16 protein-coding genes are annotated in these 16,731 nt (G+C 35.3%); all 16 read left to right on the top strand.

Going from position 1 to position 16,731, the window contains the following annotated elements:
* Window positions 1-60: 60 nt before the first annotated feature.
* The 16 genes from ACIEHO_RS12250 to hisB all read left to right on the top strand — a co-directional run bounded on the left by ACIEHO_RS12250 (window position 61) and on the right by hisB (window position 16,693).
* On the top strand, window positions 61-1,281 hold the full coding sequence (locus ACIEHO_RS12250; protein ID WP_406972098.1) for an HD domain-containing protein: 1,221 nt from the start codon (window positions 61-63) through the stop codon (window positions 1,279-1,281).
* A 51-nt stretch (window positions 1,282-1,332) separates the two neighbouring features.
* The gene (lpxD, locus tag ACIEHO_RS12245) at window positions 1,333-2,355 is read left to right on the top strand and encodes a UDP-3-O-(3-hydroxymyristoyl)glucosamine N-acyltransferase (RefSeq protein WP_406972096.1); all 1,023 of its coding nucleotides are present in this window, start codon (window positions 1,333-1,335) and stop codon (window positions 2,353-2,355) included.
* Window positions 2,346-3,752 (top strand): bifunctional UDP-3-O-[3-hydroxymyristoyl] N-acetylglucosamine deacetylase/3-hydroxyacyl-ACP dehydratase, encoded by a 1,407-nt coding sequence (locus ACIEHO_RS12240; protein WP_406972094.1) that lies wholly within the window; start codon window positions 2,346-2,348, stop codon window positions 3,750-3,752. Before lpxD ends, ACIEHO_RS12240 begins: the two co-directional genes overlap by 10 nt.
* A 3-nt stretch (window positions 3,753-3,755) precedes the next feature.
* Window positions 3,756-4,541, top strand: coding sequence for an acyl-ACP--UDP-N-acetylglucosamine O-acyltransferase (lpxA, locus tag ACIEHO_RS12235; RefSeq protein ID WP_406972092.1), 786 nt, complete (start codon window positions 3,756-3,758; stop codon window positions 4,539-4,541).
* A gap of 4 nt (window positions 4,542-4,545) precedes the next feature.
* Window positions 4,546-5,112, top strand: coding sequence for an elongation factor P (gene efp / locus ACIEHO_RS12230; protein WP_406972090.1), 567 nt, complete (start codon window positions 4,546-4,548; stop codon window positions 5,110-5,112).
* A 4-nt stretch (window positions 5,113-5,116) separates the two neighbouring features.
* Window positions 5,117-6,064 carry a UDP-3-O-(3-hydroxymyristoyl)glucosamine N-acyltransferase gene (locus tag ACIEHO_RS12225; RefSeq protein WP_406972088.1) on the top strand — a complete coding sequence of 316 codons (948 nt, stop codon included), beginning with the start codon at window positions 5,117-5,119 and terminating at the stop codon, window positions 6,062-6,064.
* A gap of 86 nt (window positions 6,065-6,150) precedes the next feature.
* Window positions 6,151-7,023, top strand: a complete 873-nt coding sequence (sucD, locus tag ACIEHO_RS12220; RefSeq protein ID WP_406972086.1) for a succinate--CoA ligase subunit alpha — start codon at window positions 6,151-6,153, stop codon at window positions 7,021-7,023.
* Window positions 7,024-7,149: 126 nt separating this feature from the next.
* A complete protein-coding gene (fabG, locus tag ACIEHO_RS12215) occupies window positions 7,150-7,896 on the top strand; it encodes a 3-oxoacyl-[acyl-carrier-protein] reductase (RefSeq protein ID WP_406972084.1) in 747 nt (248 codons plus the stop codon).
* Window positions 7,897-7,953: 57 nt separating this feature from the next.
* Window positions 7,954-9,987 (top strand): vWA domain-containing protein, encoded by a 2,034-nt coding sequence (locus tag ACIEHO_RS12210; protein WP_406972082.1) that lies wholly within the window; start codon window positions 7,954-7,956, stop codon window positions 9,985-9,987.
* A gap of 9 nt (window positions 9,988-9,996) precedes the next feature.
* The gene (locus ACIEHO_RS12205; protein WP_406972080.1) at window positions 9,997-10,767 is read left to right on the top strand and encodes an SDR family NAD(P)-dependent oxidoreductase; all 771 of its coding nucleotides are present in this window, start codon (window positions 9,997-9,999) and stop codon (window positions 10,765-10,767) included.
* A gap of 35 nt (window positions 10,768-10,802) precedes the next feature.
* Window positions 10,803-11,618, top strand: coding sequence for a prohibitin family protein (locus tag ACIEHO_RS12200; RefSeq protein ID WP_406972078.1), 816 nt, complete (start codon window positions 10,803-10,805; stop codon window positions 11,616-11,618).
* Window positions 11,619-11,937: 319 nt separating this feature from the next.
* Entirely contained in the window at window positions 11,938-12,795 is an 858-nt protein-coding gene (hisG, locus tag ACIEHO_RS12195; protein WP_406972076.1) for an ATP phosphoribosyltransferase, read from the top strand.
* 42 nt (window positions 12,796-12,837) lie between these two features.
* Window positions 12,838-14,124, top strand: coding sequence for a histidinol dehydrogenase (hisD, locus tag ACIEHO_RS12190; RefSeq protein WP_406972074.1), 1,287 nt, complete (start codon window positions 12,838-12,840; stop codon window positions 14,122-14,124).
* A 1-nt stretch (window position 14,125) separates the two neighbouring features.
* Window positions 14,126-15,199 (top strand): histidinol-phosphate transaminase, encoded by a 1,074-nt coding sequence (gene hisC / locus ACIEHO_RS12185; RefSeq protein WP_406972072.1) that lies wholly within the window; start codon window positions 14,126-14,128, stop codon window positions 15,197-15,199.
* 121 nt (window positions 15,200-15,320) lie between these two features.
* Window positions 15,321-15,473, top strand: coding sequence for a GIY-YIG nuclease family protein (locus ACIEHO_RS12180; protein WP_406972222.1), 153 nt, complete (start codon window positions 15,321-15,323; stop codon window positions 15,471-15,473).
* 83 nt (window positions 15,474-15,556) lie between these two features.
* Complete coding sequence (hisB, locus tag ACIEHO_RS12175) at window positions 15,557-16,693, top strand: bifunctional histidinol-phosphatase/imidazoleglycerol-phosphate dehydratase HisB (protein ID WP_406972070.1); 1,137 nt, start codon at window positions 15,557-15,559, stop codon at window positions 16,691-16,693.
* Window positions 16,694-16,731 lie beyond the last annotated feature (38 nt).

Below are 16,731 nucleotides of genomic sequence, written 5' to 3'. Positions count from 1 at the left end.
ATTACCTAGTATAAGGCTTAGATGGTTATATTTGTAATATTTAAAATAAAAAATTAAAGTTTGAACAAACTTAAAATATTAAACGACCCAATTTACGGATTTATTACTATTCCAAATTCGTTAATTTTTGATTTAATACAGCATAAATACTTTCAGCGTCTTCGCAGAATTACCCAAATGGGCATGTCGTATTTGGTATATCCAGGTGCGCAACACACAAGGTTTCATCATGCTATTGGTTGTGTGCATTTAATGCAGCAAACCGTTAATGTACTTCGTTTTAAGGGAGTTAGCATATCGAAGGATGAAGAAACGGCACTTTATATTGCCATTTTATTACATGATATTGGGCACGGGCCCTTTTCGCACGCCATGGAACATAGTATAGTCGATAATGTTTCCCATGAGGAAATTTCATTGTTTTTTATGGAGCGATTGAATCAAGAATTTAACGGAAGTTTAACGCTTGCCATAGAAATTTTTAAGGGCAAATACCCGAAAAAATTCATGTGTCAGTTAGTTTCTGGCCAGCTAGACATGGATCGGGCTGATTATTTAAAGCGTGATAGCTTTTACACTGGTGTTGCCGAAGGGAATATAAATAGTGAGCGATTAATTACGATGTTGAATGTTGTAGACGATGAATTAGTTGTTGAGGAAAAAGGTATCTATAGTGTAGAGAAGTTCCTTGTCGCTCGTCGTTTAATGTATTGGCAGGTATATTTGCACAAAACGGGGTTGGTGGCGGAGCAGTTGTTGATTAGGGTTTTAAAACGTGCAAAGGAACTTTATGATTCTGGACAAGAGTTAGAAGGTAGTGCTGCGCTCTTGTATTTTTTGGAAAACAAAATAACCATTGAAAATTTTGATGACCAAACTTTAGACGTATTTGCCAGATTAGATGATTATGACGTTATATCTGCCATGAAAGCTTGGCAAGACCATGACGATTTCGTGCTCAGTAATTTGAGCGAAATGATAATTAATAGAGATTTGCTTAAAGTAAAGGTTAAAAACAAGCCTCTCAAAGGGAGGAGTCTTCAAAAGCATGTTCAAGGATTGGTTGACAAATACGAAATAACAGAAGAAGAAGCGCATTATTTTGTGTTTACCGGCAATATTTCAAACCAAGCTTATCACATAAAACACAAAGGAATAAACATTTTGCACAAATCGGGAAAAATTCAAGATATCGTTAAAGCATCAGATCAACTTAACCTAAAAGCATTGTCAAAACCAGTAACCAAATATTATATATGTTATCCTAAGCGTAAACTTTAGTACATTTTTCCTATTTTTGCGTATTCAAAAAAACATCTAACTTTTTTCAGTGTGAAATTTACAGCACAACAAATAGCGGGGATTTTAGAAGGCGATGTAGTTGGAAACCCTGAGGTTGAAGTATCTAAAATAGCGAAAATAGAAGAAGGTTTTGAGGGTTCGCTAACGTTTTTGGCTAATCCTAAGTATACTCCACACATATATAAAACAAAGGCTTCAATAACCATTGTTAATAAAACGTTTAATCCTGAAGACCGCATAAGCACGACATTGATAAAGGTTGATGACGCCTATTTGGCATTTTCAAAAATTTTAGAATATTACAATGCGGTTAAGCTAAATAAAGTAGGGCTAGAGCAACCTTCGTTTATAGCGAAATCGTCCAAGTACGGTGAAAATGTATATATAGGTGCTTTTAGCTACATTGGTGAAAATGTGGTTATGGGTGATAATGTGAAAATATTTCCAAATACATATATAGGAGATAACTCTGTGCTAGATGATAATACTATTGTGTTTTCAGGTGCGAAAATTTATTCTGAAACCATTATTGGCAAAAACTGTGTAATCAACGCAGGTGCCGTAATCGGCGCAGATGGCTTTGGTTTTGCGCCTAATGATGACGGTAGTTATAGTAAAATACCACAAACTGGAAATGTGATTGTTGAAGATTTTGTGGATATTGGTGCAGCTACCACCATTGATAGAGCTACTTTTGGCTCAACAATAATTAGAACAGGCGTTAAACTCGATAATCAAATCCAAATAGGACATAACGTTGAAATTGGAAAAAACACAGTAATTGCAGCCCAAACAGGTATTGCCGGCTCAACCAAAATAGGTGAAAACTGCCAAATAGGTGGTCAAGTGGGCATTGTAGGGCATATTACTATTGGTGATAACGTTAGGGTTCAGGCTCAATCGGGTGTAGGAAGAAGTGTAAAGGATAATGAAATGTTACAAGGGTCGCCTGCAATAAAACTTAGCGATTATAATAAATCGTACGTTCATTTTAAAAACTTACCAACTATAGTGAAAAACATAAATGAATTAGAAAAAAATAAATGGGAATAATTAATACTGAAATTAAACAGAGAACCATTAAGGAAACCATTTCTTTAAACGGGGTTGGGCTTCATACAGGAAAAGATGTAACCTTAACTTTTAAACCGGCGGAAGCCAATTTCGGATTAGCTTTTAAACGCATAGATTTAGAAGGTGAGCCGGTAATTGAAGCTGATGCCAACTATGTAACTAACACCCAAAGAGGAACTTGTTTAGAGAAAAACGGAGTGGTTATCCAAACTTCAGAACACGTTTTAGCTGCTTTGGTTGGCATGGATATCGATAATGTAATTATTGAATTGAACGCTTCAGAACCACCAATAATGGATGGGTCTTCTAAGTTTTTTGTTGAAGCTTTGGAAAAAGTGGGTGCCATTAAACAAGATGCTTTTCGAGAAGTTTTCGAAATAACTGACATTGTTTCTTATGTTGATGAGGAATCAGGTAGCGAAATATTAGTTATGCCCGCGAAGGAATACCAAATTACCACTATGGTAGATTTTGGTACTAAAGTGTTGGGTACTCAAAATGCTACTTTAAATCAAATTTCAGACTTTAAAAACGATATTGCCAACTCACGAACTTTCAGTTTCCTTCATGAAATTGAGATGCTTTTAGAGCATGGCTTGATTAAAGGGGGAGATTTAAACAATGCTATTGTTTATGTAGATAAAGAATTGTCACCTGAGACCATGGATAAGTTAAGGGCGGCTTTCAAAAAAGATAATATTGCCGTAAAACCTAATGGTATTTTAGATAATCTAACGCTACATCACCCAAACGAAGCGGCAAGACATAAATTATTGGATGTTTTGGGCGATTTAGCTTTGGTAGGAACTAGAATTAGAGGAAAGGTTATAGCTAACAAGCCTGGGCATTTTGTTAATACACAATTTGCAAAAAAAATGTCTAAGATTATAAAGAATGAACGACGCAACAATGTACCAAATATAGATTTGAATCAACCTCCATTAATGGATGTTGCACAAATTATGGCTATGTTACCCCATCGTCAACCGTTTTTATTAATAGATAAAGTTTTTGAATTAACTGATAAACACGTTATAGCCACAAAAAATGTCACGATGAACGAAGAGTTCTTTAAGGGACATTTTCCAGGAGCCCCGGTTATGCCAGGTGTTCTTATAGTAGAAGCGATGGCACAAACAGGAGGAATCTTGGTACTAAATACGGTTCCAGATCCAGAAAATTATTTGACGTTTTTTATGAAAATGGACAATGTTAAGTTCAAACAAAAAGTTATGCCTGGTGACACGCTTATTTTCAATTGTTCATTAATAACACCTATACGCCGAGGCATTTGCCATATGCAGGGTTATGCTTATTCAAACGGAAAACTTTGTGCAGAAGCAGAGTTGATGGCACAAATTTCTAAAGTAAAATAAATTATGAATCAACCCTTAGCTTATGTGCATCCCGGTGCCAAAATTGCAAAAAATGTGGTTATTGAACCTTTTGCAACTATTCATAACAATGTGAAAATTGGTGAAGGCACATGGATTGGTAGTAACGTTACCATTATGGAAGGTGCTAGAATAGGTAAAAATTGCAACATATTTCCTGGTTCAGTAATTTCAGCTGTTCCTCAGGACCTTAAATATGACGATGAAGATACAACCGTTGAAATAGGAAACAATGTAACCATTCGTGAATGCGTTACTATAAACAGAGGTACAGCAGATAGAATGAAAACCGTTGTGGGTGATAATTGTTTGATTATGGCTTACTGCCATATTGCACATGATTGCATAGTCGGCAACAATTGTATTTTTTCTAATAATAGTACACTAGCTGGGCATATAACTATTGGTGATTATGTGGTTTTGGCAGGAATGACTGCTGTTCATCAGTTTGTTTCCGTCGGGAGTCATGCGTTTGTAACAGGAGGTTCTTTGGTTAGAAAAGATGTTCCCCCTTATGTTAAAGCAGCTCGAGAACCTTTGTCCTATGTTGGTATTAATTCCGTTGGATTAAGAAGGCGTGGATATACCACAGAAAAGATTAGGGAAATACAAGATATTTTCAGAATACTGTATCAAAAGAACTATAATAATACGCAGGCTGCAGAAATTATTGAAGCCGAAATGGAAGCCACTCCAGAACGTGATGAAATTCTTCAATTTATAAGAAATTCGCACCGTGGTATAATGAAAGGATATTTTAAATCAAACTAAATACATGGCAACAACTTCAGATATTAGAAACGGATTATGCATTAAATATAATAACGACATCTATAAAGTAATAGAGTTTTTACACGTAAAACCGGGCAAAGGTCCAGCGTTTGTAAGAACCAAATTAAAAAGTGTAACCAACGGAAAAGTTATCGATAACACGTTTTCTGCGGGGCATAAACTGGAAGATGTTCGTGTTGAGACACATAAGTTCCAATATTTATATAATGATGGGGAGTTTTATCATTTTATGAATGAAGCCGATTACACCCAAATTAGATTGTTGGAAGCCGCATTAGACAGGCCTGATTTAATGAAGGAAGGTGAAATAGTTACTGTGATTATCAATTCAGAAGACAATTCACCACTTTCAGTTGAAATGCCGGCTAGTGTCATTTTAGAAGTGACGCATACTGAGCCAGGCGTAAAAGGAAACACCGCTACGAATGCGACAAAACCAGCAACGGTTGAAACCGGAGCTAGTGTAAATGTTCCTTTATTTATTAATGAGGGTGATAAGATTAAGGTAGAGACAGAAAAAGGGAGTTATAAAGAACGTGTAAAAGAATAATTCTTTGAAATTCCCTCAACCACATACCTTAAAGCAAATTGCAGAGATAATTGACTGTACATTTGTGGGAAGGGCCGATTTTGAAGTCTTGGGTATGAATGAAATACATGTCGTTGAGCCTGGAGATATCGTTTTTGTAGACCATCCAAAATATTATGATAAGGCACTCGATTCTGCGGCAACTATTGTTTTGATAAACAAAGAAGTGGAATGCCCAAAAGGGAAAGCGTTATTGGTGAGTAACGATCCGTTTAGAGATTTCAATAAACTTACTGATTATTTCAAGCCGTTTAGAGCTTCAGATAGCACTGTTTCGTCTTCTGCCAAAATTGGAGAAAATACGGTTATACAGCCCAATTGTTTCATTGGGCATAACGTAACCATCGGTGATAATTGTGTTATTCATTCTAATGTAAGTATTTATGATGACGCCCTTATTGGGAACAATGTTACAATTCATTCGGGAACAGTTTTAGGTGCCAATGCTTTTTATTATAAGAATAGACCAGAAGGCTATGATAGATTAAAATCAGGGGGGCGCGTTGTTATAGAAGACCATGTCGATATTGGAGCAAGTTGTACCATTGATAAGGGGGTTACAGCTGATACCAAGATTTGTGAAGGCGCAAAAATTGACAATCAAGTGCAAATTGGTCATGACACCGTAATAGGCAAAAATTGTTTGATAGCCTCTCAAGTTGGTATTGCAGGTTGCGTTATTATTGAAGATGAAGTGACTATTTGGGGGCAAGTTGGAATTACTAGTGGCATAACAATAGGAAAGAAAGCAGTAATCTCCGCAAAAGCAGGTGTTAGTAAATCTTTAGAAGGGGGTAAAAGTTATTTTGGTATTCCAGCTGATGATTTTCGATCCAAATACAAGGAAATAGCATCTATTAAAAAAATTCCGGAAATACTTGATAAATTAAGATCGTTAGATAAAAATACCTGAAATAAAAGTTTTATTTTGTTTAAAAATTTAATTCAAAAAATTACTTTTGCGTACAACATAAATTAATCACAAAAAAATAATCACTTATGAGTGTTTTAGTAAATAAAGATTCCAAAATAATTGTTCAAGGTTTTACCGGTAGTGAAGGTACATTTCACGCCAGCCAAATGATAGAGTACGGAACCAATGTTGTTGGTGGTGTAACACCGGGAAAAGGTGGTCAAACACATCTAGATAAGCCTGTTTTTAATACAGTTTTAGAAGCTGTTGAACAAGTTGGAGCAGACACAACTATTATTTTTGTACCGCCAGCATTTGCTGCCGATGCGATTATGGAAGCCGCTGATGCGGGCATCAAAGTGATTATCACGATTACTGAAGGAATTCCAGTAGCCGATATGATTATGGCTTCAAATTATATAAAAGATAAAGATTGTAGATTGATAGGGCCTAACTGTCCGGGTGTTATAACGCCAGGAGAAGCTAAGGTTGGTATTATGCCTGGTTTTGTTTTCAAGAAAGGTAAGGTAGGTATCGTGTCTAAATCTGGTACTTTAACTTATGAAGCGGCCGACCAAGTTGTAAAACAAGGTTTAGGTATTACTACAGCTATAGGAATTGGTGGAGACCCAATCATTGGAACTACAACTAAAGAGGCTGTTGAGCTATTAATAAACGATCCAGAAACTGAAGCCGTTGTTATGATTGGTGAAATTGGAGGGCAACTTGAGGCAGACGCTGCTAACTGGTATAAAGAAAGTGGAAGTAAAAAACCAATTGTAGGTTTTATTGCTGGAGAAACAGCTCCTGCTGGACGTACTATGGGGCACGCTGGTGCTATTGTTGGAGGAAGTGATGACACCGCGCAGGCTAAAAAGAAAATTATGAAAGCATGCGGAATCCATGTTGTGAATTCTCCAGCTGAAATTGGTAAAAAAGTAGCCGAAGTTTTAGGCTAAAATTTATAAAGTAATATAAAAAGCCTCACAATTTTTGTGAGGTTTTTTTATTTGAAGCAACTTGTATTTGCTATATTTGAATAAAGTAAAACTTCATATTAATAAAAAACAACCAACTGTACAAGCATGAAATTACTAGAAGGAAAAACAGCTATAGTTACTGGCGCTAGTCGCGGAATTGGAAAAGGAATAGCTCAAGTATTTGCAGAACATGGAGCCAATGTTGCATTTACATATAGCTCATCCGTTGAAGCAGCCAATGAATTGGAAAAAGAACTTACCGATTTAGGGGCAAAAGCCAAGGGCTACCAAAGTAACGCCGCTAGTTTTGAGGAAGCTCAAAATTTAGCGAATGAGGTCGTAAAAGAATTTGGAAGCATCGATATTTTGGTTAACAATGCAGGTATTACCAAGGATAACTTATTGATGCGTATTACAGAAGAAGACTTTGATAAGGTTATTGAAGTGAATTTGAAATCGGTGTTCAACATGACCAAAGCGGTACAGCGTACGATGTTGAAACAACGTAAAGGCTCGATTATTAATATGAGTTCGGTGGTTGGTGTAAAAGGAAATGCAGGTCAAACCAATTATGCTGCTTCAAAAGCCGGTATTATTGGGTTTTCAAAATCTGTAGCATTAGAGTTGGGTTCTAGAAATATTAGAAGTAACGTAGTTGCTCCTGGGTTTATTGAAACAGAAATGACCGCTAAATTAGATGAAGAAGTTGTAAAAGGATGGCGAGCAGGAATACCTTTAAAGCGTGGCGGGACACCAAACGATATAGCAAATGTTTGCGTGTTTTTAGCTAGCGATATGAGTGCTTATGTTACGGGGCAAACTTTAAATGTTGATGGCGGAATGCTTACTTAATTGTTATTCCTGCGTATGCAGGAATACATTCAATTAAACAGAAAGCAAAAATCGTAAATGCAAACAGAAACCATTTTATATATAATACTTGCTGGAATTATTGCACTGTTGGTGGCGATTTTTCAGTATTTATCAAAAAAGAAAAGCATGTCTAAGTTAGGTGTGCTTTTTGCTTTTTTAAGGTTTATTACGGTTTATTCGGCGATTTTGTTGTTGATAAATCCAACTTTTGAAAAAGTAAAGCCATTTACAGAAAAGCCCGATTTGGTTGTGGCCATCGATAACTCCAGTTCAATTAAGCATTTAAACCAAAATGTAAAAACGTTGGAATTTATTGGTCAATTAAAAGATAATGAACGATTAAATGATAAATTCAATATCGAAGTTTACACTTTTGGTGAATCTTTGAAGGCCTCAGATTCTATTACCTTTTCAGAAAAACAAACTAATATAGATGGAGCTTTCAGTCAGCTTACACAAATCTATAAAGAAGCCAATGCGCCAACTTTGTTGGTTTCAGATGGAAATCAAACTTTCGGAAATGATTATCAATTTGCATTCAACCAATATAAACATCCTGTTTTTCCAATCATATTGGGCGATACCGTTCAGTACACCGATTTAAAAATCCAACAACTTAATGTTAATAAATACGCATTTCACAAGAATAAATTTCCAGTGGAAGCTATATTGGTTTATAATGGAAATGAAAGTGTTGAGTCAAAGCTTGTAGTTAGACGTGGAAATACTATAGTGTATTCTAAAGCGGTAGACTTTTCAGAAGCAAGCAATTCAAAAATTTTGAATTTTAATTTACCCGCCAATATTATAGGTTTAAGTAATTATAAAGCAACGCTCATACCGTTGGAAAAAGAAAAAAACAAGGTAAATAATTCTAAAAATTTTGCTGTTGAAGTTTTAAATCAAAGAACTAAAATAGCCATAGTTAGCGATATAATGCATCCAGATTTGGGCGCATTAAAAAAGGCTATTGAGAGCAACGAACAGCGTTCAGTTTTCATCCTAAATACAAAAGAAGAATTAAGTAAAATAAATGATTTTCAATTATTTATAGTTTACCAGCCAAATAATAAGTTTAAGTTTTTTATGAAGGAATTAAAAGCTCAAAATAAAAATGTTTTTATGGTTGTTGGCCCTAAAACGGACTTAGATTTTTTAAATGAAATCAATCATGGTTTTAACCTTGAAATCACCGATCAATTAGAGAGCTACCAACCGGAGTGGAACAGGAACTATACGCCATTTTTGGTTCGGGATATTAATTTTGAATCTTTCCCGCCTTTGCTTTCCAATTATGGAGCTGTTGAATTTTCTGGACCCTTTGAAACTATTCTGAATAAAACCATCAATGGAATCTCAACAGAAAATCCGCTTTTAGCAACTTTTGAGAACGGTAGTAGGCGTCAGGCTATTTTGTTTGGCGAAAATATCTGGAAATGGAGGGCGCAAAGCTTTTTAAACAGTAAATCCTTTAATGAATTCGATAATTTTATAGGGAAACTAATTCAATATTTAGCTTCGAACAAACCTAAAAGCCGCTTAAAAATTGATTACGAGAATTTTTACAATGGCAACAGCAACGTGTTGATAACAGCTGAATTTTTCGATAAAAATTATGTTTTCGATGCCCGCGAAACTTTAAATGTTAAAGTGACAGATGAAAATTCAAACGAAATCAAAACATTTCCACTTGTTTTAAAGAATAATAACTACCAAGTTGATTTGAGTAGCCTGCCTCCATCAAAATATAACTTTACGGTACGCTCAACTCGGGAAAATTTGGCTAAATCGGGGAGTTTCGAAATTCTCGAATACAATGTTGAACAACAGTTTTTAAACGCTAATGTGATCAAATTGAATCAGTTGGCCAAAAATACTGAAGGAACCAGTTACTTTATTTCTAAACCCCAAGGTCTTATTAATGATTTATTAAGTGATAATCGCTTTGTTCCTGTTCAAAAAAGCGTAAAAAAAAGCATATCTTTGATTGATTGGAAATACCTATTAGCTATAATGGTCTTGAGCCTCGGAATAGAGTGGTTTCTGAGAAAATATAACGGATTAATTTAAAACAACAACTTGAATAAAGAAACTAAAACGGTCATAGTAACAGGGTCGTCATCTGGCGTTGGAGCAGCTTCTTGTATTGAATTTGCCAAAAGAGGTTGGAATGTCGTTATAAATTACTCCAAAAGTAAAGACAATGCTTTAGATGTCGTCAAGGCATGTGAAAGTTTAGGGGTGAAAACATTGTTGTGTCAAGCAAATGTTGCTAACGAAGGTGATTGCAAAAAGATGGTGACCGATACGATTAATACTTTTGGTAGAATTGATGCTTTGGTTAATAATGCAGGAGCTACTAAATTCTGTGACTACAGTAATTTAGACGGTTTAAGCAAAAAAGATTTTCAAGAGCTTTATGAGGTTAACGTTATTGGTGCTTATCAAATGGTTAAACTATCGGCAGAATATTTAAAAGAAAGTCAAGGGGCAATTGTAAACATTTCATCAATTAGTGCAATATCAGGAGTGGGGAGTTCAATTGCTTATGCGGCTTCAAAAGGCGCTTTGTCTACCATGACGCTCTCTTTGGCGCATGCACTATCTCCAGAGGTTAGGGTAAATGGTATTTGCCCGGGGTTTATTCAAACGAGATGGACAAAAGGCTTTTTGGGAGAGCGATATGAATCTGTCAAGGAAAAAATCGAAAAAGCTTCTCTTGTTAACAAAACCTCTTTGCCTAAAGATATTGCAAAAGGTGTGATTTACCTAGCAGTTGAAGCCCTCACAACATCTGGACAACTAATAACAATAGACGGTGGGCAATTGGTTAATCAAGGAAAATTATAAATAATAATAACGAATTAATTTAATAAAAATAAAACATGGACAAATTACCAAAAATCGCGCTACCCTTTATTATTGGCGCAATTGTATTAGTTATCATATTAACAAAGTCGGCCGTGACCATTGGCTCTGGTGAAGCTGGCGTTTTGTATAAAACATTCGACGGAGGTGTCGTTATCGACGAGCCACCTCTTGGTGAAGGATTTCACATTGTAGCGCCTTGGAATAAGGTGTACATATATGAGGTGCGCCAACAGGAGCTTTTTGAAAAAATGAAAGTATTATCATCAAACGGTCTGGAAATTCAAATTGATGGTTCTGCATGGTATCAACCGGTTTATAGCGATTTAGGCAAGCTTCATCAAACGCTAGGTGAGAATTATTTACAACGGGTTATTCAGCCTGCCATTCGAAGTGCGGCACGTAGTGTTGTAGGACGCTACACGCCAGAACAACTGTATTCTAGCAAAAGAGATGCTATTCAAGATGAAATATTTATTGAAACTAAAAAGATTTTAGAAAAGCAGTTTGTTCAGTTAAACGAATTTTTAGTGCGCGATGTTACACTTCCTTCAACTATAAAAGATGCCATTGAACGTAAATTAAAACAGGAACAGGAATCGTTAGAGTATGAGTTTAGATTGGTTACGGCTGCAAAAGAAGCTGAAAAAGTGATTATTGAGGCTGAAGGAAAAGCTGAATCTAATAGGATTTTGAGCGCATCATTAACTGATAAAATTTTGCAAGATAAAGGTATAGACGCAACTATTAAATTATCAGAATCTCCAAATAGCAAAGTGATAGTAATTGGATCTGGCGATAGCGGAATGCCAATAATTCTAGGAAATCAATAGTTGATGATTAAAAAAGTTAGTTTTGAGCTTTTTGTTTAAAAATGTTGATTTTTTTAATGTGAAAAATCAATATTTTGAAATTGTAGCAAGAATTGTATTTAAGAATTGGAATTATTCGTATAAATTTTTAATCTTTGCAACAGCAAACAAATGAACATGATATTTATTCGTACACATCACCATTTTCAAATTGGCTCTCAAGCGAAGTGAAATTGTATTGAATAAATTCAACATATATTTTTAAACCCGTTTGAGACAATCGAACGGGTTTTTTTAATTAGAACCAAATAGATTGTTTCAAACTCATAAAAAGAACAAAATGAGTAAATTAAGAATTGCAGTGCAGAAATCGGGTCGTTTAAACGAAGACTCGATGCGAATATTAAAGGATATCGGTATTTCAATCGATAACGGAAAAGACCAACTCAAAGCTTCGGCAAAGGGATTTCCGATAGAAGTTTTTTATTTAAGAAATGGCGATATACCACAATATTTAAAAGATGGTGTTGTAGATGCTGCTATTATTGGTGAAAATGTATTAATAGAAAAAGGCGAAGGCATCAATGTGGTTGAGAAATTAGGTTTTTCGACCTGTCGCGTTTGTATTGCTGTTCCTAAAGCCGCAAAATATAGTGGGATAAAAGACTTGGAAGGCAAGCGCATTGCTACATCCTACCCAAACACGGTTCAAATGTATTTGGACGAAAATGGAGTAAATGCGAATTTGCACATCATTAATGGTTCGGTTGAAATTGCACCGAATATAGGGTTGGCTGATGCTATTGTCGATATCGTTTCCAGTGGAAGCACCTTATTTAAAAATAATTTAAAGGAGGTTGAAACTATTTTAAAGTCTGAGGCTGTATTGGCTGTGTCACCAGTTTTAAGCGACGAAAAACAAGCTATTTTAGATAAGATTCAATTTAGAATAAAATCTGTTTTAAAAGGAAGAAACTCCAAATATGTCTTATTAAATGCACCAAATGATAAGGTTCAAGACATAATTAATGTACTGCCAGGAATGAAAAGCCCAACAGTATTGCCTTTGGCAGAAGAAGGATGGAGTAGTATTCACTCAGTAATCAACAAGAATGAATTTTGGGAAGTCATTGACGAATTAAAAGCTAAAGGTGCCCAAGGTATTTTGGTTTGCCCAATTGAAAAAATGGTGCTTTAGTATGCTGATCCTGTTTCAGTGTCTTTTTAAATAGAATATAAGATGCAAATCATAAACAATCCAAAGAAAGAAAGTTGGTCGGACATTTTAAAACGACCTACCCAGACCGTCGATGATATTGAAGGTGTTGTTAATGAGGTTTTTCAAGATGTTCAGAAAAATGGTAATATGGCCATTAAAAAATATACTGAACGATTTGATGGAATTTCTTTAGAAAATAGTATAGTTTCAGAGGAAGAAGTTCTTGAAGCCATACAAAATGTTCCCGAAAACCTTAAAAAGGCAATAAAACAAGCGAAAACCAACATAGAAGCTTTTCATAAAGTTCAAAAAACAGAAAGAGTAGAAGTTGAGACTACAAATGGTGTTTTATGCTGGCAAGAAAAAAGACCCATACAAAAGGTAGGGTTGTATATTCCTGGAGGCACAGCGCCTTTGTTTTCAACTGTGTTGATGCTTGCTGTTCCTGCTCAAATTGCAGGTTGTAAAGAGATTGTGTTGTGTTCTCCTCCAAACAAATCAGGAGGCATAGCTCCTGAGATTTTATTTGCCGCTAACCTTTGTGGTGTAACCAAAATTATAAAGGTGGGTGGTATTCAGGCTATTGCAGGATTAACTTTTGGAACGAAGACCATTCCGCAGGTTTATAAAATTTTCGGTCCTGGTAATCAATTTGTAACGGTAGCTAAGCAATTGGCAACCAAATTTGGTGTAGCAATCGATATGCCAGCTGGACCGAGTGAGCTTTTGGTAGTAGCAGACGATTCAGCAAACGCATCTTATATTGCATCCGATTTGTTAAGTCAGGCTGAACATGGGGCTGATAGTCAGGTGATTTTGGTGTCCACTTCAAATAAATTGATTAAAGAAGTTTCGGATGAAGTTGCAAAACAACTAGATGAACTTCCACGAAAAGCAATTGCTGAAAAAGCCATTTCAAATTCCAAATTAATTTATGTTGAAAATGACTCATTAGCGCTAGAAATGATTGACGAATATGGTCCTGAACATTTTATAATCTGTTGTGAAAATGAAGATTTGTATGTTAACGGAATAAGCAATGCCGGCTCGGTTTTTATTGGTGATTATACACCAGAGAGTGCTGGTGATTATGCTTCTGGAACCAATCACACATTGCCAACCAACGGATTTAGTAAAGCATATTCTGGAGTGAATTTAGATAGCTTTCATAAAAGCATGACCTTTCAAAAAATATCAAAAGAAGGTATTTTAAATATTGGCGAAACCATTGAATTAATGGCAGAAGCAGAAGGTTTACAGGCGCATAAAAACGCGGTAAGTATAAGGTTAAAAGATTTAAAGAAGTAAAATGCCGAATTTCAATCAACAAGAAACATTAATGGATATTCAAGATTTAATAAGGCCAAATATAAAAGCATTAAAGCCGTATTCTTCAGCAAGAGACGAGTTTCAGGGCAATAGTAATCAGATGGTATTTTTAGACGCCAACGAGAACCCATTTGAAAATGGTGTAAACCGTTATCCAGACCCATTGCAACGTTCCGTAAAATCATTACTTTCGGAAAGTAAGAAAATCAGTGCTCAAAATATATTACTGGGCAATGGCAGTGACGAGGTGTTGGATTTGATTTTTAGGGTGTTTTGTGAGCCCAATCAAGATAACATTATTACCTTGCCGCCAACCTATGGTATGTATGGTGTATTAGCCGGAATTAATGCGGTTGGGGTTAAAGAAGTGCAGCTTGATGAAAATTTTCAGCCAAATGTTGAAGCTATTTTAAATATGGCAGATGCTCAATCCAAATTATTGTTTTTGTGTTCGCCAAATAATCCAACGGGAAACAGTTTTGAAGCCATTACAATTGAAAATTTAATTAAAAGTTTTAATGGTATTGTGGTTATTGATGAGGCTTATATCGATTTTTCAAATGAAGAAAGCTGGATAAGTCGATTAAGTGAATTCCCTAATTTGATTGTAACGCAAACGCTTTCTAAGGCATATGGTATGGCTGGCATCCGATTAGGTATTTGCTATGCTTCCGCGCAAATTATTTCAGTATTAAATCGAATAAAGCCGCCTTATAATGTGAATGAATTAACTCAATTAAGAGCTATTGAGCGCTTAAGCAAGCCTAGTGAGGTCGAAACCGAAGTGAAACACATTTTGGGAGAAAGAGAAAGCTTGATTTTAGCATTAAAAGATGTTGATTTTGTTGCTAAAATTTATCCCTCGGATGCCAATTTTGTTTTGATAAAGGTAGATGTTGCTACAAAGCGTTATAATCAACTCATCGAAAAAGGTATCGTTATTCGAAACCGAACAACACAACCAGGGTGTGAAAATTGCTTACGATTAACAATAGGAACGCCTGAAGAGAATGAGAAATTGATAAACGAACTTTTATCAATTTCGAAATCCTGAACTTGTTTCAGAAACTTTTAAAATGAAAAGTGAGTTTGAATTTAAATATTATTGCTACATATTAACCAATAAAAATAGAACAGTAATATATATTGGTTAAACCGATAATTTAAAAAGAAGAATTGGACAGCATAAAAACAAAACGGGCACATTATTTACGAAAAAGTATCATGTTTTAGATTTAGTATATTTTGAAGAATTCAATGAAAAGAATAAAGTCAAGGCTAGAGAAAAGCAGTTAAAAAATTGCATAAAGAATGGAAATGGAATTTAGTAAAAGGATTCAATCCTAAATTAGAAACTTTAAGTATAAAATAAAAGGTCCTGAAACAAGTTCAGGACATATAACTTCGTTATATGAAAAAAGTATTATTTATAGATCGAGACGGTACTTTAGTGCTAGAGCCACCCGTTGATTATCAATTGGACAGTCTGGAGAAATTGGAGTTCTACCCAAAGGTATTTCAATATATGGCTAAAATTGCCAATGAATTGGATTTTGAATTGGTAATGGTAACCAACCAAGATGGATTGGGTACAGACTCATTTCCGGAAGATACGTTTTGGCCAGCACAAAATAAAATTATTAACGCTTTTGAAAAGGAAGGTGTGGTGTTTGCGGAAGTATATATTGATAGAACGTTTCCGCATGAAAATGCTCCAACCCGAAAACCGCGTACTGGATTGATGACCAAATATTTTTCTAATGATTACGATTTGAAGAATTCATTTGTTTTGGGAGATAGAATAACCGATATGGAGTTAGCGAAAAATCTAGGAGCAAAAGGCATCTATTTATCTGAAAACCCAGACTTAGGGAGCGATGAAATTGAAACATCAAAGCAAGAAATTTTAGATTGCATTGCGCTAACAAGTACAGATTGGGCTGAAATTTACAAGTTTTTAAAACTTAAAGATAGAGTTGAAGAAATAACCCGTAACACTAATGAAACACAGATACATATAAAGTTGAATTTAGATGGTTCTGGTAAAAATAGTATTGATACAGGGCTATCGTTCTTTGACCACATGTTGGATCAAATTGGTAGGCATGGCGCCATGGATTTAAAGGTTAAAGTTGATGGTGATTTAGAGGTAGACGAACACCATACTATTGAGGATACGATGATTGCTTTGGGTGAATTGTTTAATAAAGCATTGGGCAATAAACTAGGTATTGAACGTTACGGTTTTTGCTTGCCTATGGACGATTGTTTGGCTCAAGTTGCAGTTGATTTTGGAGGAAGAAATTGGCTGGAATGGGATGCCGAATTTAAACGAGAGAAAATAGGTGATATGCCAACAGAAATGTTTTATCATTTATTCAAATCATTTACCGATGGTGCCAAATGTAATTTAAACATTAAAGCAGAAGGCGTAAACGAACACCATAAAATTGAAGGTATTTTTAAAGCTTTTGCCAAAGCCATGAAAATGGCTGTAAAGCGCGATGCCAACAAAATGTTTTTGCCGTCAACAAAAGGGATGTTGTAAAAACCCCTTAACCCCAAAAGGGGAATAAATAGTTATAA

The organism is Flavisericum labens (genome assembly GCF_045446075.1).
In the GTDB taxonomy this organism is placed as follows: Bacteria; Bacteroidota; Bacteroidia; order Flavobacteriales; family Flavobacteriaceae; genus Flavisericum; species Flavisericum labens.
This window is presented reverse-complemented; position numbering and strand designations above follow the sequence as displayed.

Bases quoted from the DNA above. Each gene is read 5' to 3' on its own strand.
- ACIEHO_RS12240 (WP_406972094.1), top strand. From the start codon at position 2,346: ATGGGAATAATTAATACTGAAATTAAACAGAGAACCATTAAGGAAACC.
- lpxA (WP_406972092.1), top strand. From the start codon at position 3,756: ATGAATCAACCCTTAGCTTATGTGCATCCCGGTGCCAAAATTGCAAAA.
- efp (WP_406972090.1), top strand. From the start codon at position 4,546: ATGGCAACAACTTCAGATATTAGAAACGGATTATGCATTAAATATAAT.
- sucD (WP_406972086.1), top strand. From the start codon at position 6,151: ATGAGTGTTTTAGTAAATAAAGATTCCAAAATAATTGTTCAAGGTTTT.
- fabG (WP_406972084.1), top strand. From the start codon at position 7,150: ATGAAATTACTAGAAGGAAAAACAGCTATAGTTACTGGCGCTAGTCGC.
- ACIEHO_RS12210 (WP_406972082.1), top strand. From the start codon at position 7,954: ATGCAAACAGAAACCATTTTATATATAATACTTGCTGGAATTATTGCA.
- ACIEHO_RS12200 (WP_406972078.1), top strand. From the start codon at position 10,803: ATGGACAAATTACCAAAAATCGCGCTACCCTTTATTATTGGCGCAATT.
- hisG (WP_406972076.1), top strand. From the start codon at position 11,938: ATGAGTAAATTAAGAATTGCAGTGCAGAAATCGGGTCGTTTAAACGAA.
- hisD (WP_406972074.1), top strand. From the start codon at position 12,838: ATGCAAATCATAAACAATCCAAAGAAAGAAAGTTGGTCGGACATTTTA.
- hisC (WP_406972072.1), top strand. From the start codon at position 14,126: ATGCCGAATTTCAATCAACAAGAAACATTAATGGATATTCAAGATTTA.
- hisB (WP_406972070.1), top strand. From the start codon at position 15,557: ATGAAAAAAGTATTATTTATAGATCGAGACGGTACTTTAGTGCTAGAG.